Annotated in this window: 15 protein-coding genes; 5 read left to right on the top strand and 10 right to left on the bottom strand. The window is 41.1% G+C overall.

Annotated features, from left to right (window positions below; all coding sequences use genetic code 11):
• Nucleotides 1-26: 26 nt before the first annotated feature.
• Together GO495_RS22830 and GO495_RS22825 are read right to left on the bottom strand one after the other, a co-directional pair.
• Nucleotides 27-1580, bottom strand: coding sequence for a Gfo/Idh/MocA family oxidoreductase (locus tag GO495_RS22830; protein WP_157302088.1), 1554 nt, complete (start codon nucleotides 1578-1580; stop codon nucleotides 27-29).
• Between the two features lie 473 nt (nucleotides 1581-2053).
• A complete protein-coding gene (locus GO495_RS22825) occupies nucleotides 2054-3691 on the bottom strand; it encodes an alpha-L-fucosidase (RefSeq protein ID WP_157302086.1) in 1638 nt (545 codons plus the stop codon).
• Between the two features lie 629 nt (nucleotides 3692-4320).
• On the opposite strand from GO495_RS22825, the gene GO495_RS22820 reads away from it, so the two are divergent.
• On the top strand, nucleotides 4321-5190 hold the full coding sequence (locus tag GO495_RS22820) for a hypothetical protein (protein WP_157302084.1): 870 nt from the start codon (nucleotides 4321-4323) through the stop codon (nucleotides 5188-5190).
• A 638-nt stretch (nucleotides 5191-5828) separates the two neighbouring features.
• Complete coding sequence (locus GO495_RS22815; RefSeq protein ID WP_157302082.1) at nucleotides 5829-6455, top strand: DinB family protein; 627 nt, start codon at nucleotides 5829-5831, stop codon at nucleotides 6453-6455.
• Between the two features lie 92 nt (nucleotides 6456-6547).
• Here GO495_RS22815 and GO495_RS22810 read toward each other — a convergent pair whose 3' ends face one another.
• The 3 genes from GO495_RS22810 to GO495_RS22800 form a co-directional block, all read right to left on the bottom strand.
• Nucleotides 6548-6967, bottom strand: a complete 420-nt coding sequence (locus GO495_RS22810; protein WP_157302080.1) for an OsmC family protein — start codon at nucleotides 6965-6967, stop codon at nucleotides 6548-6550.
• 51 nt (nucleotides 6968-7018) lie between these two features.
• Nucleotides 7019-7813 carry an alpha/beta fold hydrolase gene (locus GO495_RS22805; protein WP_157302078.1) on the bottom strand — a complete coding sequence of 265 codons (795 nt, stop codon included), beginning with the start codon at nucleotides 7811-7813 and terminating at the stop codon, nucleotides 7019-7021.
• A 154-nt stretch (nucleotides 7814-7967) separates the two neighbouring features.
• Nucleotides 7968-8564 (bottom strand): Crp/Fnr family transcriptional regulator, encoded by a 597-nt coding sequence (locus tag GO495_RS22800; RefSeq protein WP_157302076.1) that lies wholly within the window; start codon nucleotides 8562-8564, stop codon nucleotides 7968-7970.
• Between the two features lie 221 nt (nucleotides 8565-8785).
• Between GO495_RS22800 and GO495_RS22795 the strand changes: the two genes are divergently transcribed.
• Complete coding sequence (locus GO495_RS22795; protein WP_157302075.1) at nucleotides 8786-9598, top strand: alpha/beta fold hydrolase; 813 nt, start codon at nucleotides 8786-8788, stop codon at nucleotides 9596-9598.
• 10 nt (nucleotides 9599-9608) lie between these two features.
• Nucleotides 9609-9773: a hypothetical protein gene (locus GO495_RS22790; protein ID WP_157302072.1), complete on the top strand. Its 165-nt coding sequence runs from the start codon at nucleotides 9609-9611 to the stop codon at nucleotides 9771-9773.
• 132 nt (nucleotides 9774-9905) lie between these two features.
• On the opposite strand, the gene GO495_RS22785 is transcribed toward GO495_RS22790, so the two are convergent.
• The 3 genes from GO495_RS22785 to GO495_RS22775 form a co-directional block, all read right to left on the bottom strand.
• Nucleotides 9906-11294, bottom strand: coding sequence for a serine hydrolase domain-containing protein (locus tag GO495_RS22785; protein WP_157302070.1), 1389 nt, complete (start codon nucleotides 11292-11294; stop codon nucleotides 9906-9908).
• An 80-nt stretch (nucleotides 11295-11374) separates the two neighbouring features.
• On the bottom strand, nucleotides 11375-12514 hold the full coding sequence (locus GO495_RS32550) for a helix-turn-helix domain-containing protein (protein ID WP_157302068.1): 1140 nt from the start codon (nucleotides 12512-12514) through the stop codon (nucleotides 11375-11377).
• A gap of 628 nt (nucleotides 12515-13142) precedes the next feature.
• On the bottom strand, nucleotides 13143-13520 hold the full coding sequence (locus tag GO495_RS22775; RefSeq protein ID WP_205691310.1) for a winged helix-turn-helix transcriptional regulator: 378 nt from the start codon (nucleotides 13518-13520) through the stop codon (nucleotides 13143-13145).
• A gap of 160 nt (nucleotides 13521-13680) precedes the next feature.
• Here GO495_RS22775 and GO495_RS22770 point away from each other — a divergent pair, with 160 nt between their 5' ends.
• Complete coding sequence (locus tag GO495_RS22770) at nucleotides 13681-14283, top strand: FMN-dependent NADH-azoreductase (protein ID WP_157302066.1); 603 nt, start codon at nucleotides 13681-13683, stop codon at nucleotides 14281-14283.
• Between the two features lie 503 nt (nucleotides 14284-14786).
• On the opposite strand, the gene GO495_RS22765 is transcribed toward GO495_RS22770, so the two are convergent.
• Nucleotides 14787-16754, bottom strand: a complete 1968-nt coding sequence (locus tag GO495_RS22765) for a discoidin domain-containing protein (protein ID WP_240915301.1) — start codon at nucleotides 16752-16754, stop codon at nucleotides 14787-14789.
• Nucleotides 16755-16881: 127 nt separating this feature from the next.
• On the bottom strand, nucleotides 16882-19254 hold the full coding sequence (locus GO495_RS22760; RefSeq protein WP_157302062.1) for a PDZ domain-containing protein: 2373 nt from the start codon (nucleotides 19252-19254) through the stop codon (nucleotides 16882-16884).
• Between the last annotated feature and the right edge of the window lie 9 nt (nucleotides 19255-19263).

Here is a 19263-nt window from a genome sequence, read left to right as displayed (position 1 = left end):
ATGTACAGAAATTGTGGAGTATATAATCAGAATTCGTTCATTCCATCCAGTTTACAACGTGTGATACATGAAGGTGATAGAAAAGTTGAATTACCATTTCTGCTATACCACTCCTCTAAATGCGTAGCATCCTGAATTTCAAAATCGTAACAAGCCCTTTGCTTAGTTATATTAGAACAATAGATTCCGCTCATTATCTTTACAGGGATGATATGATCTTCTATTTGAGAACAGATTTCTCTTTTTTGTTTTTTTCCAACCAGATAATCAGCAAATTGTTCTACTACGCTAAATTTAACCCGTTCCATTGTTATTGCAGGGCCATTTTCTTCAGAACGATTATCAACAATATCTGAATATTTATAGACTCTGGGTTGAGTTTCTCCATCAGCAATTAATGGATTACGAAACACATATATTTCAAAATGGTTTTTTCCTCCCAGAAACTCTTCCGGATTTTTATTTTGATCATGTTTATCATATGCCTGATAAGCATGTATCTGTATACTTTGAAATGGACCTTGCTGGATATGATAACTTTCATGCTTAATCCTTCCATTTCCTTTGTACAAATCATCACCAGGCATGATCCAGGTCCTTCCGGCAAATCCGTTATGAACCAGGTTTACGTTAAAATTAGCTACTACCTCTCCATATTTTCTAAGTGCAATTATGGAAGAGATGTCAATCTCTCCATAATTTTCACATATTTCTTTCAGTTGTTTTTCCGACCAGGAATTGACCTGTTTATATTCATCGCCAAAAATAGACCGATAATCATTTTCATTTAATTGAGTAAAAAATCCATTAGGTTTTATGAAAGAACTAATCACCTCCATTTCATCTGCAAGTTTATCCGGCAACGCTGAGGCTTTGTAAAATTGGTAAATGGTGTCAAAAATATGATACCCGCTATGAGAAGCCTTCCCATATCCGTAACAGTAAGGATGGTATTTTTGTGAGATAATTTCATTTGGTAAACGCCATTGACCGTCAGAGTGATATGCCTGAATAAAGTTAATTGGACAATTTGTCCTCATTGCAACTTCATTGATTTGATCCTTAACAAATTGAAATCCTTTATGAAAACGGCGATGGGAATTAATCATAAAAATAGTTTCTGTCCTTCTTTGAAGGTCTTGATAGGCGGCGCGCAATTCAAAGTAGTCATTAAGGATCCCTTTGGCATTATCCAAATTACTTGTAATATCTATTTTTGTTGTTAAAGGTTTATCTATCAGTATATTAAGCTCATTTACCAAAGCCCATTCGGCATAGGCTTTATGCACTAGTGGTTCAGTTGCAATAATTACCCCTTTAATTTGATTTTCTAAAACGAACTTTGAAAGTCTGGCATTTAATGCTGGGGGTAAAGTGTTTGCAAAGGGTTGAATCAACCATAATTCCGTTTCTAAAGTATCTCCAATAGCGCTACGTACAATCGATTCTTCACTTTCCAAATCAATAACTAAAGCCAGCTTTACGTCTTTAATGCTACGCAACGCCGGAAGGTATATGCGTCTGGCGTGAGGACCACATCCAATTAAAATTACACTTACTTTTTCTTCTTTATTTTTCATTATAGATAGATATTCAGATCAGATCCGGGGTTAAAACAAATATTCCTCATGTATTTACTTTTATTTCGAAACTGGAAGTATCAGGGTTATGCTAATTAATCCATTTACTCATATAAATCACAAGTAAAGATTCATCAGTTATGGGGCCAACTTGTCTGATCATAACAAGATTTAAATTTTAAGGATACTTATAGGTATTAAGCTCAAAATAATGATTTATTTTGAAAATTCAATAAGAGAAACCTGTAAGGAGGGAAACGCGAAGACCAGAAGTACCTCCACGTGTTGCATATGAGTTAACTGAATTAGGGAAAGCATTGCAGCTCCGCTGATAGCATTGCTGCAATGGTCTATAGACCCCGAAAAGCAGATCCGTAATTTATATAAAGCGAATTTGAATCGTATCTAGTTACTATTAGTCTGTTTAGATTAATGCGATAATAATCCCCGATAAATGATGTAGTTTAATTCCATTAAATTATTTTTAGCACAAAGGCATTATCACATGGCTGTTTTTCCGGAAGTATAACTTCAAGGCCATCGGTTGTTTGTTTCCATTCAAGCTTGTCATTATATCCTAATAAACGCACTGCTGAAACTTTTTCCGCAGCCATTGATTTCACCACCACTTTTCTGTTTTCCGGCCAACCAAAAAATGTGGCGTAAAGTATATCTCCTTTAGTTGTAAAACGAATATCATCGGCAGCAAAATTCTTTGCGCTGCCTTCATTAAAGCCTTGACCACTCAGGGGTTTAGCATTGGCAATAGAAGGTCCTTCGCCAAATATTTTCCATGGCCGTGTTGCAAATATGGCTTCTCCGTTCACATGCATCCAGCGTCCGATATCTTCAACAACGGCAAGTTCCTGGTCATCAATTGTACCATCAGCACGTACAGGAATGTTAAGCAGTAAATTGCCATTTTTGCTTACCACATCTACCAATTGGTTTATCACATCACGTGCAGATTTATAATCCTTGCGGTCATATATCCGGCGGTCATAATGCCAACCACCGATGCAGGTGCAGGTTTGCCATGGCAGTGGCTCAATATTATTGCTTGCACCCTTCTCTATATCCCATACCATGCATCTACGCTGCTGTTCGTTCAATATCTTTCCATTTATTACTGCTTCCAGTGTACCATGGCGCATGATGCTTTCGTTGTACATGTGCGCTGCTATACGTAAACCTGCATCACTAATGGGCCATAAAGGCAAAGCGGTATCATCAAAGTATACAAGGTCTGGATGGTACTTATTGATCAGGTCAACAGTGCGGTTATAAAATTTATCACAATAAGCTTTGTTGGGGATAGAAACACCTTCGCCCCAATCCCATTGCTTATGAATATTTCCTATATTTTCACTGCCCTTACTCAATGAATGTTTTTGGGCATACAGCTCCTGTGGATCCCATCCATCCCACCAGGTTCCTTTCCCATTTGCCTTTGTTAATTTCCCATCATAGGGTATGCCAGCCATCGGCCCCTCCTTATCGCTACGTTGGGCAGTTTCATACCAGCTCCATGCATGCGCACCATGTACACTTACACCAAATCTCAATCCCTGGTTTTTTGCAGCTTTTGCCCACCCTCCGATAAGGTCTTTTTTGGGACCCATTTTTACACTGTTCCATGGCTGGTATTTACTGTCATAGTTATCAAAATTATCATGATGATTAGCCATGGCTACAAAGTATTGTGCCCCCGCTTTTTTGTATAACTCAACAAGCTGTTCAGGATTCCATTTTTCAGCTTTCCATTGATGTATTACATCTTTAAAACCAACCTTTGAGGGATGTCCGTATTTTTCGCAATGAAATTTATACGCATCGCTTCCCTCATCATACATAAAACGTGCATACCAGTCGCCATGTTCCGGCTGGCATTGCGCACCCCAGTGCGCCCACATACCAAACTTGGCATCTCTAAACCAATCTGGTGTTTTATATTGTTTCAAAGATTCCCAGTCTGGTTTAAAAGGCCCTGTTAGCATTGGCTCATTTTCAAAACCCTGCGCACCCGCAAAAGGCATTGCACCTGCATACTTATTCAACCACAAAGCAGGGGTAGCAGCCAGTAGCCCTTTTAATAGTTTTCTCCTTTGCATGTTATTTTTTTAAAGTACCCTGATTAGAAAGATTTATATCTGTCTCTGTTTGCGGTGTGGAATAATTTAGTTTCATCATAATGGGAATTTTCTTACTTAGGAAAATAATGATATTGAACGAGGGGCGGTTCGCAGTAGGATAAATGATCTATTGACAGTTTATACCCAATACATTTTTCCAACCGTTTAATCAATCAATTTAACATATATGTGTGTGCACCGTATATTATTATCCGTAAACACTTCAGTTGATAAGTAAAGTTAATCTTAAGCCATATCAGTTACTGATTGTTTATTTTCAAAAAGTGATTCAATATTAACATTTTATAGCCTGGTAGAAATTAAAGTATTGCCGGAATTCTCCTCAATACTGACAGCGCTACATTTGAAAAAGAGCGATTACCAATACGATAAAAGTGATTTTATATAAGGTATACGATAGAAAAGGGATGCCGGTATTAGAAACATATTACCTCTATTCTGTCAAATTAAAAGTTCTTTACATAATATAGTCGAAACCTTGCAGGGAAGCGGGATTTCATTAAATTCGCAACAACCAAAAAAGAAAGCCCAATCAGTAGAAACCGAACGGGCTTTAAAAAATAGTATATTTAAATAAATGCATTTAAGTGGCACATCGCATTAATTATGTTATTAAAAATAGAAATCAGCTCATCTGCTATCATCACCGTTGGGGGGCCAACTCAATTGCATCAGACCTATACCTCGGTGAAAAGACCTTTCTAAGATATCTAAGCGAATGTACTATTGAGGCTGAGTTAAGGGAGCATTTATTGATGGAAGGCTTTGTAATTGTAGATATGGAGAAGAAACTGCTCGGCTTCTGGGCATGGGAATTTGAAAATGAGACTTCAATAATACGTTACTATTTATGTGCACTACAAAAGATATGGCCTGGCTGGCAGGTAATGCATTTAGCCAATGAAATGTATGATGCGGAACCATTGTTAGAAATTGACTATTTTTCAAAGCAAACAATTACGGAATTTAAATCCGTTGACGCAACGGATATCATTAATGATCCTTTGCAAGATGAATGTCCTTACGTATTGTTCTTCATCAGGGAACACGGAAAGATTCTTGTTTCCGAAATGGCGAATATCATGCTGGAGTCTATTATATGCTATGGCGAAGATATTATTGCGTTACTGGGAGAAAGACCTGCTATTTCAATACCAACGGAAGGCCAAACACGTTCACTTGATCAACTGTTTATCGATGTCGACAACAAGCAGATAATTGTCAACAATAGTATTTTGGGTATATGGGAATCGATGGGCCACAAGTGGCCAGGATATACATTAAAAATGGGCCGCATGGGCTATCTAGCTATGCTGGAAGAGGCGAATATTCCCACAACAGGATTGGAAATGTCATATGAAGAAATACTGGAAAGGTTTGGACAAATGATTGCATTAAGTCAGAATGACAGATCATCATCTTCCTCTTCAGGTAGCGGAGGTGTTTCAATCTGGTAGCGTTGGTCCGCATCGTGCTTTTCATTATACCTGCCTACCTTGTAATCTGTGGTCATTGGATCCATGAACTTCTGTATGGATAGGTTTTTACACAATGGGATAGTGGCCAGATCCCCATTCCTGTGTTTAGCGATTTTAATATCAACACTATCCCGAAGAGAGGGGTCTACCTAGGGTTACCGGGATTCCTGAGGAAGTTGTTCGTCCATTCCTGATTTATTGATTTTTAAAATTTTGCGGTAAAGACTGATTTTGGTTTGTTGCCCTTTTTACATTCATTTTCGTATGGTTTGCTGTAGTTTTTAAACATAAAACGGAGAGTGGGCGGAGAGTGGAAGACAAATGCCTTTATAATATTCAAGTGCAGCGGGAACTCCGTTTTTCAATGAACGATTTATCCGAAGGCATTCGGGTGAGCTGTGTGTTAAAACCGTCTATCCCGCCTCCATGGGCGATTGTTTCTATTCGTTCGGCCGTGTTACCTAAGGGCATTTCATAAATATCCCAACCATAGCCATTAATGACTACTTCTTTCAAAGATAGCGCAATAAGATGTCCAAATCAGCCCCTTAGATTGGCTGAATAGCACCCGCTGCTAATCATATTCAAGTGATAAGTTTGTCAATCAAATCTATTTTATGAAAAGGACAATTACCTGGGTACTAATGGCATTTCTGCTACTTAGCACTGATACAAGTATTGCACAGCAAAAAACGACAACAATGACTACTCAGGAAAGGGATTATGCAATCCGATTTTTAAAAGAAACCGAGACTGATGTTTTAAATTCGGTAAAGGGTTTGAGCGAAGCGCAGTTAAAGTTTAAGCCAGCGGCCAACAAATGGAGCGCAGAAGAATGCATCAAACATATTGCAGCAGCAGAAAAAGAACTTTGGGCAATGGCGGTGCCTGTGCTTAAACAACCAGCAAACCCCGAAAAAAGGACGGATATCAAATTTACTGATGAACAGTTAGTGAAGGCTGTTGAAGATCGTTCGCATCAATCGAAAACTATTACTGCATTAGAACCTGACAATTCCCCCTACAAATCTGTTGCCGAAGCACTAAATGCATTTAAAAAAAACCGCGATAAACTAATCGTCTTTATTAACAGCACTCAGGAAAATCTGCGCAACCATGTTGTAGTACTGCCCGTTGGAACGTATGATTTGTATCAGTTTATCCTGCTTATTTCCGCCCATAGCAACAGGCATACACAGCAAATAGAAGAGGTGAAAGTTAATAACAGTTTCCCCCAATATTAATCACATGAAGGATTTGCGTACACAAAACAGAAACTCACCGGATGATTTCCGGTGAGTTTCTGGTAGCATGCTGCCAGATGCCTCAGATTGTATTATGCGTAAACAATGCTTAATGTAATTGGCACATTCAATGCTTTGGAGATAACGCAATGCGTTTTTGCGCCTTCAGCTATTTCGGTAAATGTTGCTTCATCGACACCTTCGATGATACTTGCTTTTAATTCCAGATGGATGCCAGTTATGCTTAGTGCCTGCATATCAAGGTCAACTATCGCGGTAGTATAAATATCGCCTGCGATAATATTGTGATGAGCCAATGTTGCGCTGAGGGCCATCGAAAAACAGCCTGCATGTGCGGCGGCGATCAGTTCTTCCGGATTAGTGCCGATGCCATCGGCAAAGCGGGTCTTAAATGAATATTGGGTTTCGTTAAGTACGGTACTTTGTGTGCTGATCTCACCAAGACCTTCCTGCAGTGTGCCATTCCAATGGGCTTTTGCTGTGCGTTTCATGCTATTTTTATTTTTGATGTAAAAGAATTTGTTGTTTGAGATTACCGATTATTATTTGCTTTCAGCGATCAGGATGGCAGCCAGTTTGTCCGGCATAGAAAGGAATGGTGTATGGCTGCTTTGCAGTGTATAAACTTTAGCCACTTTACCTGCTTTTACCATGTATTGTTGTGCAGGATAGCTGATCGCGTGGTCATCAACCGTATGGATATAAACTTTTTTAATGCTGCCAAAATTTTTCTCAGTCAGGTGAACTGGTGTGGCAAGAGGTACCAGAGGTTCCGGCTTGATGTTAGCGGCAATATATTCCTGAACCTGCTGAGGTGCATCGGCGGCAAAAATATCGGCTACCGCATCTTTCGCTATGATAGCTGCACCATGTTCCTGATCGATAGTGAGGGATTTGCCGATATGAGATGCAGGGTCTTGTTTTGCCAGTGATAAAAGGTCGTCACCATCATGCGGTAACGCTGCTGCAAGGAAGACCAGTTCTTTAACTTGTGCGGGAACCTCTTCAGCAACCTGGCTGATCACCATTCCGGCAAAACTATGTCCTACTAAAACTACATTAGTGTGGGTGCCGATAGCTGCTTTTACCTGGTCAACATAAGTTTGAAAGGTGACACCGGCAAATGAGGTTGTATCTTTTCCGTGACCTGCAAGGTTAACATTGATCACCTCTTCGTCCGGGGCCTTTAATAATGGAGTCACTGCATCCCACGAAGATGCATCTGACCAGGCTCCGTGAACAAGTACAATGGTTTTAGAATTGTTGTTGATTATTTTTTGAGCGTGAGCAGTAAAACCTAATACACTCATTGCGATCATTATTATTGCTTTTTTCATGTTGTTTAATGCCTAATTGTTTATTTGTTTAGGACACCACAAACATCCGACGATGCCGCAGCAATAATTTTAACCTGGGTTAAAATCGAAAATCCTCTAGAAAGTCTTTTAGAGGATTTCAGCAATTCAGAACCTGGTGGCAGGTTAACGTGTTTTATTTTCCAACCATTCTTTTACGAATCCGGCTCAGTGATGGTCCCTGGATACCCAGATAAGAGGCAATATGATAAAGTGGCACTGAATTAAAAATATCCGGGTGTTTTTCCATCATTTCCCGGTAGCGGTCCTCCGGCGTTTTAAACAGGAATCCCTCCGTATTAACCATAACCTCATGAAAAGCCGTTTCAGCGACAATCCTTCCAAACCGTTCCCACTGGTGTGATTGCTCATAAAGTTCATTCAGGTGATCGATATGTATATATAATATAAGCGAATCAACTACCGCTTCTGTATAATAATCGCAGGCTGTTTGGGTTAAAAAGCTTTTATAAGATGCTACAAACTGGTGATCAGTAAAAAACAGCATATTCTTTTCTTCACCCGTATTGCTATTTACCCGGTAGATTCTAAACACACCGTGGATAACAAACCCCAGGTGCTTACAAACATTCTTGTATTCATTATAAAACTCACCTTTTTTATACTGTTTTAATTTCCAGTAAGGTAATGATAAGTCAAATGCTTCCGGTTTCATACCGGTAGATTCCAAAATCGTTTGTAATAGTTCTATTTCTGTTATGTTCTCTGGCATACGGCAAAAATATCGATTTTAATAACGTCATACAAGAAGGCACCGCGACGGTCGATAGATATCATTATTACTGACTAATCATTGTCTTAGTTGCACTAAAGGATAGTTTTTTTGATGGATTCACGCTGTTTCCTGATTTTAACCTGGGTTAAAATTATCCAGAGCGTATCATCGGATGTTTGTGGTGTCCTAAACAATAAAACAATTAGGCATCTCAAATTATGAAAAAAATTATGACGATCCTGCTTTCTGTAGCTACGGCTGCTATTACGTTTTCATCTTGTTCAAAAAAGAATGATGAAGTAAAACCTGCTAAAAATTATGTACTGGTACATGGTGCATGGCAGGCCCCTTATGTATGGGATGCCGTAAAAACAAGCCTGATCAATGAAGGTAACAATGTGACCGTTGTAGAACTTCCGGGCCATGGCAGCGATAACACTGTCCCTTCAACCTTAACCTTAAACATTTACAGAGATATAGTGAATGATGCTGTATCAAAAATGAATGGCAAAGTTATACTGGTAGGCCATAGCTTAGGCGGTATGATCATCTCTGCTGTTGCCGAGCAGAACCCTTCGAAGATCGAAAAGCTGGTTTATATCGCAGCCTATCTGCCGGCTTCCGGACAATCTCTGCTTGACCTGGCCAATACCGACGCCGGCTCTGCTCTTGGCACACCTGGAATACTGACTCAAAATGCTGACGGAACGCTTGATGTAAAACAAGATCAGATCACAAAGATCTTCATTCAGGACGGTTCTGCTCAGGTTCAAAATCTTGTTTTGCAAAACTACCGCCCTGAACCAGCCATTCCATTTACGAATCCGGTGACATTGACCGTTGCTAATTTCGGTTCTGTTGAGAAAATTTATATTAAAACCTTGCAGGATTATGTGGTATCGCCATCCTTGCAAGACCGCATGATCAGTGCTGCAGGCATAAAAACAATATACCAACTGAACACCAGTCACTCGCCATTCCTTTCAAAACCTGATTCTGTAGCTGTATTGCTAACTAAAATAGGAGAATAAGTTTGCATACATGCGCGCGATTTGGCTTACCGACCTTTGGACCATGGAAATAAAACAAATAGCATTGGGCAGCCAGGGTTTGGTTGTGCCGGTGATCGGCCTGGGCTGTATGGGCATGACAGGTTTTGAGGAGGCGCATTTATCGCCGCTGGAATTTCGTCAGGCTTTTAACTGATTACCAGGGACAAACTGTGATACAGCTTTCGAGCCTTTTCTTTAAAGACCTATTAGAAATCAATAATTTATTAGAAAAACATAGAATCAGCTAAGTATAAAACTAACTACCTGTCCTGGCAATGCTATTGTTTTATTTCGTTTTTATCCATTCATAACGCCCGTTTTGGTTCACATAGAATTTCGTAACCTTTCCTTCTTCAACTACAAATTCGCCGCTAACGCCCAGCATGTTTTTAAATTGAAAATTGGTTTTCGATAGAAAAAGCAAAGGTATTTTTTGAGTGGTCGAAACGACGGCAATAAGCCGGTCCCTGACTCTTTGGATGGTGATCGTTCTGTTGGTGTCTATGGACAGTTTATAAGCACCTACATATTTGTCAAGAATTTTTGGGTCTACTTTTACATCGCTTTGCAATGGTTTTCCCAATGCGATGATGGATATTTCGGCAGACAATTCATCTATGGGCGCAAAGCCACCGTTGCATAATATGACGATGAACAGATCCTCGGCAGGGTAATATATTTCATTGGTCTTAAACCCGGGCATTCCGCCCTCGTGTTCTATTGACCGGATGTTGTTGGTTGTTTTCACATACCATCCATAGCCGTAATCCGTTGTTGTGCCATTGGTCAGCCGGAAAGGAGTAAATGCTTTTTGTAGGGTTTCCTTTTTCAGCAGCTGGTAAGCATGAAGGCCATTGTTCCACTTAAGTAAATCACTCGCACTTGAAATCAACCCACCAGCCGCATATTCAATGGTTGGGCTCCAATATTCGGCATTTTTAAAACCTGCACTGGATTTGCGATAACCATTCGCCCGGCCCGGGATAATACTGCCATCACTGTCAAAATAAGTGTGCGTCAGCCCCAATGGGTTTAGAAGATTGTCCACGATATAGCTTTGATACCGTTTACCGGACACTCTTTCGATGATATAGCCCAACAGAAAATATCCTGAATTGCTGTAGGAAAACCTGGTGCCGGGTATAAAGTCCAGCGGATAATTTTTAAAGCTGTCGATAAGCTGTTTGGGGGTAAAATCCCATCGCTCGATATTTTGGGCATCATAGTCAAGCCGCAGATAATCTTTGATACCAGAGGTATGTGTGAGCAGATGCTCAATAGTTATCGTGTGTCCTTTTGAAGGAAATTCCGGTATAAATTTTTGCAAACTATCATATAGAGAAATTTCATTCTTTTCTACCAGTTGCAGGACGGCCACAGCTGTAAACTGCTTGGTAATGGAGGCAAGATTAAAGACCATCCCCGTGTCCAGCGGAACATTTAATTCGAGATTGGCGCAGCCGAATGCTTTCTTGTATACAATTTGTCCATTTTGAGCAACCAAAACAGAAATGCCGGGTTCCTTTGGTGTAAACTGTGAAGAAAGTAAACTATCCATTGATTTTTCCAGATCCCTGTCTGGCTCTCGTCCCCGGGCAAACGAATCTTGAATTGTTTGAGCAATCGATAATACACGTATTAGTAAAAAAATAAATACTAAGCATATTTGTTTCATGGCCGTGAGTTTGATGCAAACTCCAGGTTTTCTGACTTAATTTTCTGAAAACAAGTTCTCAAATCCGGATTTGAGAATAATTAGTTGTTTGAGCTGATCGTTTTTAGGTATGCTGAGGGTGTCACCCCCTCTGATTGTTTAAATATGCGTTGAAAAGTGGCCTGCGAATTGAACCCGCATTCCATGGCAAGAGCCGATATGGTAAGTTGCTCCAGGCAACCGTTCCGGATCCTTAGTTTGAATTCCCCGATACGATAGGCATTTACCCATTTGTTAAAGCTTGTTTGCTGATGTTGGTTCAGGACTGCTGAAATCATTTTGGCAGCAATGCCAGTATGCTTTGTCACGGTTTCAAGGTTCAATTCGGGGTTCAGATACAATTTGTCATCTTTCATGCTTTTTTGAAGCAGGCTCATTATTTGTGTAACCCCTTCTTTTGTTATATCACGGAAAATTGTCTTTTTTACTTTTTCGGTATTAACGGTCAGCGAAATGGAGTATCCTTTTAAGCCCAACCAATAAATCATAACAGCAATCGGGATATAAATAGGATACCAGTCAAACTTGTTTAAAAGCCAATCACTATAGGCGGGAAGGATATAAGGGATCAGGAAAATGAACCAGATCAGCTGGAAAGACAAAAATATGGTAATAAACAGTTGGAGCCATTTGCGTATAGCCTCCTTATCGGTATTAACATCTGTAGTTTTTTCTTTTCGCAAAAATTTAAATGAAAGCAATACATAAATAGTAAGCGATAACCACCGCGGTATATCGGAATACATATTATAGCGATCGATAAAAAGCCCCCAGGGTTCGGGATGATACTTTATAACCTTCATGTAAACACCAATAATGAAAATAATGGTTGTTAGTTGGGGTACAATATCAATGATGCCGGCCAGGAATTGAAGTCTGTGCTTGCTGGCAAGCCGGAAAGAAGGATTGAGCATTGATTGAATATAAAAATAAATGAGGGGTCCCATTGGCATTATGATGATCAAAGGCACCACCCAGGAAATAAACCGCAGTATGATGTTGGATTCCAACAGATGATTATGAATGCAATAAAGGTTCAGACTTGCCATTGACATCAGTAAAATAAGAAAGGCCAGCATACGGTTAGAACGTTTATTGACGGAGCGGCGAAAAAGGAGAATGCATAGGATTAATCCCTGTAGTGTACCCAGCAGGATAATGGTATTTAGAAAGCTTGTCACGGTTTACTTTTATTTGTCTATCAAAAATAACCTCATTTTAGTATCTAAGATATTGAACTTTTTTACGTTAGCATTATTGAACGCATATGCAATCCCGGAAGAAACGGGAAGGGTTCGGATCAGTTAAGTGCTGACTTATAATACTTTACATGTATCGCTAGAAACAAAAACGTTCTGCTATAATAGGGAAATCCGCTACCAGAAAGGGTTTTAAAGAAGCGTAATTTTCATCGGAGAAAGAGGGATTCGAGCTTTAACTCACAATGATTTCTTACTTTCGTTTTGACAGGTAGAATGAGTAGGAAAGCATGCAAATCAACACCTAATTTTGGTAGTATAGTTGGCCATCCTCACCCTCCTGGTCAATATCTTCCTTAAATCCTATGGTATCCCGGTTTTTCTTTGTGAATTCCTTAATACGATTCCAATCATGATCCTGCCTGCTCATTTTACTGTGTCTCATCGCTAAGAAACACTATTCTTCCATATATTAAAAGCGCTGCTTAACTTTTATGGCCATTAAATTTTTAAGTGCCGCAGGATTCAATTCCATTATACTTTTCACCAAACCTGTACTACCCTATTGTTGCATGTTAATAGTTTTCTGCATTGATGTTTCCTTTAGTACTCAGGATTGTTTACGCATGCTTTGCTTAACTTTTTCCCTGTGCTGTTCTCCCCAGGCACTTAGCTCCCCTATCACGTTTTTTAAAGTCAGGGCATATTCGGTCGCTTCATAAATAATGCTTACCGGGGTGGTCGGATATACATTACGTTTAATAAAGTCATTCAATTCCAAATCTTTTAGCTCTTTAGCTAATATCTTGGAGGATATGCCAGTGATTTCATTCTGGATCTCGTTAAAACGTTTTGATGATTGTACAAGACAAAGGATCAAAGCCAGCTTCCATTTTCCATTAAGAACATACAGCGCATCAAGGATGTTTTTGAGCGAGCCTACGCATTCTTCTTTGCCCGGAAGGGACTCATCTATAATCATCTTCATAGTCACAAAGGTAATCACCTTACCTCAATGTAATCGCTTTCCTTTGGGTAAGTACTAACTTTTGACCAGCTGGTAACCATAATTTTGACTTTGATAATTCGGGAAATCAGACGACTTCAGAATTTAAAATTGATAATATTATTAACCAGGCAAATTTCTCATGAAACGCATCCTTCATTTAATTTCAAGCATACAAGGTAAAGAATCCTACAGTATTAAACTAGGCGAGGCTATCGTCGAAAAAATTCAGGAAAAGTATACAGGCAGTATACTTGAAGAATTGAATCTGGTCGATATAGAAATTCCGCATCTTACTCCTGCTGTACTTGGCACATTCTTTATTCCGGGAGATCGGCTGACCAAAGAAGAAAAAGAATCCATTCGCTTTTCTGACAAGATGGTTAAACAGTTATTGGCTGCAGACATCATCGTTATTGGTGCCCCCCTTTACAATTTCACTATCCATTCATCGCTTAAAGCCTGGATTGATCATATTACCAGGGCCGGAATAACTTTTGGGTATGGTGAAAATGGCCCGGTTGGAAAAGTAACAGGGAAAAAGGTTTATGTTGCAATGTCTTCAGGTGGCGTTTATTCGGAAGGTCCGGGTAAAGCCAATGACTTTGTTGCTCCCTATTTGAAGTCTTTCCTTGGCTTTTTAGGCATGACAAATCTGACGGTATTCCGTGCTGAAGGATTAAAGGTACCGGGAGTAAAGGAACACGCTATGGAGAAAGCAATTGACAGTATAAAGATTGATTAAAATCTGCAACATTCATTGGCATAATTGTTACACGATGACATTCGCATAAGCTAAGTCAATCTTCACTGTAGAAAGAGAGTGTATCAGTACGATACACCCTCTTTTCATCCGATATCATACTTAAATATGTTGTTTCGGGAATAATGCTGAATGTGTCCGCAGATCCTTAACAAGTATGTTAGATTTTATACTTAATTGCTACGAAACAAATATTTTGAAGATGCATCCAACTGAAGGGTTACAAATAGATGAAGCATATTGGAAAATTGAACATGATCATCAGGAAGATTGAGGGGGCTTTGCAGATGTGCAATATTGACTATTGTTTTTCGGAATTCTATCTGTTAACCGTTTCGCAGTAGAGATACGTTTAAACAATTCTTTTAACTGGTCCGATAATCTACTATTAATTGCCAATAGGGAACGGATCCATGGATCCGTTCCCTATTGGCAATTAAGTAGCTTCACCTGCTTCCGTGAATTCAGGAAAAGCAGCGTTGGATCTAACGGGTGATCAGATCTAATTCTGCATAACCAGCTTCATCATCGTGCCGGGTATTGTGTAACGCGCGCAACCTGATATAACGGGCTTTCACCGGCTTAAACTCTTTAACCTGCCACAATGGGTTATTCTTAATATTAGAAAATTCTCCTTCGTTCACTATTTTCCATTCTTTATTATTCTCCGAAACATAGAACTGGTAGTGCGTAATAATCCCCTCTGTGCGGCCCTGGCCGGGCAGGTATTTGAACCCTGAGACATTCTCGATCTTACCCATATCAATATCAATATCTGCCGGCAGCTTTTTGTCACGCCCCTGGTACCATGCCGTGGCAGCGTCTCCGTCTATTACACGATTAACTTTATCGTCACTAATACCCAATATCTTCCAGTCCTTCCTTGATATGTCAAATCTCTCCCCTGCTACAGCGCTGCTCTTTTTCGATATTGGGTCATAAACGATCGCCTTTACGTTCACTTTTCCATCAGTTCGTACGGGTCCTTCATACCGATTCGTTTCCTTTGTAGGCTGGTTGCCATCCAATGTATAATAAATAACGGATTCCTTGTCAGCGGGCGTAATATACACCATCCCCGACTGATCCCTGATAATTTTAGGGGGCATTAAAATAGGGGGGGCATTATAAACCCCGATATTGGAAATGAGCGGGCAGCTTTTTGCGCCTGTAATGGTAAAACGTAGCTGCGTAGCAGTTACAGTTGGGAAAAGCAGGATACGTTTGTACCCAATAGTTGTCTCATTAGCCAGCTCCTTCCAGCTGCCATCTATTAGCCCTTCTACCTTAAATGCTTTTACCCGCTGGCCTAACCTTATATATTCCTGCGCAAGAAAACGGTTAAAAGTAGTGGGTTTGCCAAAGTCTATAGTCAGTGACGCGTCTGTTATTGCATCATCGGTTGCCCAATAGGTATTCTTATTCCCGTCCACTGCCATACCTGCGCTGAATACGTTTGCATTACCACGCACATTTGAAGCGCTCACTTTTTTCTTTTCAGCAAGATTCACTGCAAATGCTTCTTTTACAGCTTTTGCCAGCGCCAGCGCCGCCTTCTCATCGGTTTCATGTATCAGCCCCCTCCTATCTACAGGAAAATTCAGCAGCAGGGTGCCGTTACGTCCAAAAGAGCTGTAGTATGTGTTCAATAGATCGGGCAGGGATTTTACCCGACTGTCTTCATAGGAATGATAGAACCATCCGGGACGGATGGATGTATTAACCTCACCAGGCACCCAGGAATCGCCGTTCTCCAATCCATGACGTAACATATCTCTTGTTACCTCACCGGTAGCATTGAGCAGGCTCCAGTTCGTTTCGCCAACATGACCATCCTCTGTTCCTACCCAGCGAAGATCAGCGCGATCTCCTCCATCGTTCCATATAACGATCTTGGGCTGCAACTGACGAATGAGCTTATAAGTGTTCTTCCAGTCGTAATAAGTGGTAGCGTCTATTTTCCGGGTTTCCTTAGCGCCCCCGTAGTAGCCGGAACCACCATTGGCTCCGTCAAACCATATTTCAAAAATATCCCCATAATTTGTAAGCAGCTCTTTCAGCTGGTTCCTAAAGTAAGTAATGTATTCAGGCGTTCCATAAACCGCGCTGTTCCTGTCCCAGGGAGATAAATAAATGCCCAGCTTCAGACCGTATTCTTTGCATGCATTTGCCAGATCACGAACAATATCTCCTTTGCCACCGCGCCAGGAAGAGTTCTTAACCGAATACGCGGTGTACTTAGAGGGCCATAAACAAAATCCCGAATGATGTTTGGCCGTAAGAATGATCCCCTTCATACCGGCTTCTTTACAAACACGGGCCCATTGACGGCAATCCAGGTTAACCGGATTAAAAGTTTTAGGGTCGTCTTCGCCAAAACCCCACTCCTGGTCTGTAAAAGTATTGGTAGATAAATGGATGAATGCGTAATATTCCATTTCCTGCCATTTCATTTGGTTTTCAGAGGGAACCGGGCCGCAGGGACCGGGTGCCTTAGTTTGAGCGTAACCATGCACGGCCAAACATGCTGCGACGATTATTACACTATAAATTTTTTGAATCATAACATTATGGTTTTTATCACTTATTATCCTCCAGATCAATGTCTTTTCTGAGGTCTTTTTGATTACGGAAAATAGTTATACCAGTGCTTGTGCCGATCACCCTCATCCTGGCTTCGGTTAAATCCCCGACATTGTCAATTCTTTTCCCATTCAAAAAGAGAATGACATCATTAGGCTGCAGGAATTTTGCAGCAGCAGTACCGGGCATAACCGAGACAACCAGTACTCCTCTTGTTTCATCCATTCCGGTTGCGGACCGTTCCCCCAGCGTGCGCAGGGTCTTTACCCTGGCTCCCATAAATTCAATAGCTTCATCCTCACCTGTTTTGTTCACTGCTACAATTACCGGCAAGGGAATTTTTTTCGCCAGCATCTTCAGCTTAGGAGAAACAACGCCAAAGCTATCCATCGGAAAGTTCTTAAAACCTGTTTCAAAAGCTTTGGAACCATCCTTTAGCCTGAAATCGCCTTGTTGCGGGTCCTGGAAAACCAGGGGCTCACATACGGAATGTTTATCTGTCCCTCTTTCCCAGGCGGCTTTCAGCGATGCAGAATCCGGGAAAACATTGTAGTCAATCTCTTTACCCCATTCATGAATACCAATAGGCAGGTAACCGGTAGCAACAACATTATGCACAAAAACATCATTGCTGTTTTTGAACCACACATGCGGATGAAAGGTGTTATTAACCATGATATTGTTATCTACCACCCTGTTCACACCTTCCCTTAGTTTTATGCCGCCGTTTAAACAAAGATTATTATAGATCAGGTAGTTGCTTGAGCCATCATCCAGGTCAATATCCCAACCGTGATCACAACGCATACGGTTATTATGCAGAAAAATGGGTTCTACCACATCCAGCAGCGCAAGGTCAAAGTTGGTGGCCACAATGGAATCAAGCTTCTTTTTATCCGGGTGCCAGTACCGGTCGCGGCCCCAGGAATTAAAAGAGCCATGATCCCCGCTTTCTTTAACCGTATTGAATACGTCGTTATAGGCTATCTCATGTCCGCCCCAGGTGCCTTCGCTAACATTTATACCGGCGCGGGGAACGTCATAAATAGTATTATGGCTTGCAGTAATACGCCTGCACATTGATAGCTCAATACCTGCCGACTGTTTTTCAACTGTGCCCAGATTAAACATCAGGTTATTGTATACGACACATGATGCCGGGTAATTACTCGTTTTGGGACCGGGCGAGCGGTCTATTTCTTCCAGTGGAACAATTTCGTTGTACTCAAAACCGGGCGAACGTACGGCTGCGGGATCACCAACAAAACATACAGCGCTGGCGCCGATGCCGGAAATCAAACATCCGGATACCTCACAATACCGGTTATAATTATTAAAAAAGACTGCGTTCCCTCCTAAATCCCTGATCACACAGTCACTGATCCCGCAGTTAACCGCTCCATTGAAAAGAACGGCCCCACCGCGGTAAATAGTCCAGTCGCTACGCAACAGTGGTTCCTTGTTCTCCATGAATGTGCGCAGTGTATACATGAGCGTAAGCCCGCTAATACGGATATTCTTCACCGGAGTTGCTTCCGTTCCATTAAATTCAATGAGATGACGAGTCCGGGGCGTTTCAAATGTTGCGGTCATTATATCAAGCCCGTCTGACGGATAATAATACAACACACCGGTTTGCTTATCATAGTACCATTCCCCGGCTGTATCGAGCTCCTCAAAAATGTTCTCTACAAAACGGTGGACGGGGTGCATGCCCATGCGCCTGTTATTCTGCCATCCGCCTTCAAGTATTAGCTCACCCAGGCTATCCTTCCCTTTGATCACATAATGGAAATCGCCCCATTCCGAACGGTGGAGCGCATGTACATATCCCCCAGCCGGGTTTTTCCAACGCGCAGCTCTTTCCCTGCTTACAGCGTCGGCGGCAGTGCCACCCAGGAAGCGGGCAGCCGGGTCATAATCAGGATAACGGGCCATATACTGCAATCGCCGGTTAACAAATAACTGATCAAAAATAAGATCTGGTCCAACCCAGGTTTGCCAGACAGCACCTTTATATTTACTCCACCGAAGGTTTTTCAACTGTGTTCCCCCGCTAATAGTGACGGTTTCATTTTCAACACTGGTTATGGTAAGTGTTTCATTATCGCTCCTGGAGTCTGCGGCTGTAAATACAACAGGACTTTCCAGGTAATAAGTGCCGCCAAACAACCTGATGATCACCTGCCCGTGAGTGCTCCGGGCGACCGCAAGGGCTTTGCCGATGGACAAAAACGGCTGCTGCCGGGTTCCATTACCGGCATCGCTGCCTTTTAGTGAAACATAAAAAATGGTTTGTGCCAGGGCGCATACCGGCAATAGAAAAACCATTAAATAAATTGCAACAGCTATTCTGTTCGTTCTAATCATGGGTAGGTC

It is taken from the genome of Chitinophaga oryziterrae, from assembly GCF_009758125.1.
GTDB classification, from domain to species: Bacteria; Bacteroidota; Bacteroidia; order Chitinophagales; family Chitinophagaceae; genus Chitinophaga; species Chitinophaga oryziterrae.
Note: the sequence above shows the minus strand (reverse complement) of the source record. Positions and strands in the feature narration are given on the sequence as shown.

What these genes read in the sequence shown, in the direction of transcription:
- GO495_RS22830 (WP_157302088.1), bottom strand. Translation starts at nt 1,580, where the DNA reads ATGAAAAATAAAGAAGAAAAAGTAAGTGTAATTTTAATTGGATGTGGT.
- GO495_RS22825 (WP_157302086.1), bottom strand. Translation starts at nt 3,691, where the DNA reads ATGCAAAGGAGAAAACTATTAAAAGGGCTACTGGCTGCTACCCCTGCT.
- GO495_RS22815 (WP_157302082.1), top strand. Translation starts at nt 5,829, where the DNA reads ATGAAAAGGACAATTACCTGGGTACTAATGGCATTTCTGCTACTTAGC.
- GO495_RS22810 (WP_157302080.1), bottom strand. Translation starts at nt 6,967, where the DNA reads ATGAAACGCACAGCAAAAGCCCATTGGAATGGCACACTGCAGGAAGGT.
- GO495_RS22805 (WP_157302078.1), bottom strand. Translation starts at nt 7,813, where the DNA reads ATGAAAAAAGCAATAATAATGATCGCAATGAGTGTATTAGGTTTTACT.
- GO495_RS22800 (WP_157302076.1), bottom strand. Translation starts at nt 8,564, where the DNA reads ATGCCAGAGAACATAACAGAAATAGAACTATTACAAACGATTTTGGAA.
- GO495_RS22795 (WP_157302075.1), top strand. Translation starts at nt 8,786, where the DNA reads ATGAAAAAAATTATGACGATCCTGCTTTCTGTAGCTACGGCTGCTATT.
- GO495_RS22790 (WP_157302072.1), top strand. Translation starts at nt 9,609, where the DNA reads ATGCGCGCGATTTGGCTTACCGACCTTTGGACCATGGAAATAAAACAA.
- GO495_RS22785 (WP_157302070.1), bottom strand. Translation starts at nt 11,294, where the DNA reads ATGAAACAAATATGCTTAGTATTTATTTTTTTACTAATACGTGTATTA.
- GO495_RS22775 (WP_205691310.1), bottom strand. Translation starts at nt 13,520, where the DNA reads ATGAAGATGATTATAGATGAGTCCCTTCCGGGCAAAGAAGAATGCGTA.
- GO495_RS22770 (WP_157302066.1), top strand. Translation starts at nt 13,681, where the DNA reads ATGAAACGCATCCTTCATTTAATTTCAAGCATACAAGGTAAAGAATCC.
- GO495_RS22765 (WP_240915301.1), bottom strand. Translation starts at nt 16,754, where the DNA reads ATGAAATGGCAGGAAATGGAATATTACGCATTCATCCATTTATCTACC.
- GO495_RS22760 (WP_157302062.1), bottom strand. Translation starts at nt 19,254, where the DNA reads ATGATTAGAACGAACAGAATAGCTGTTGCAATTTATTTAATGGTTTTT.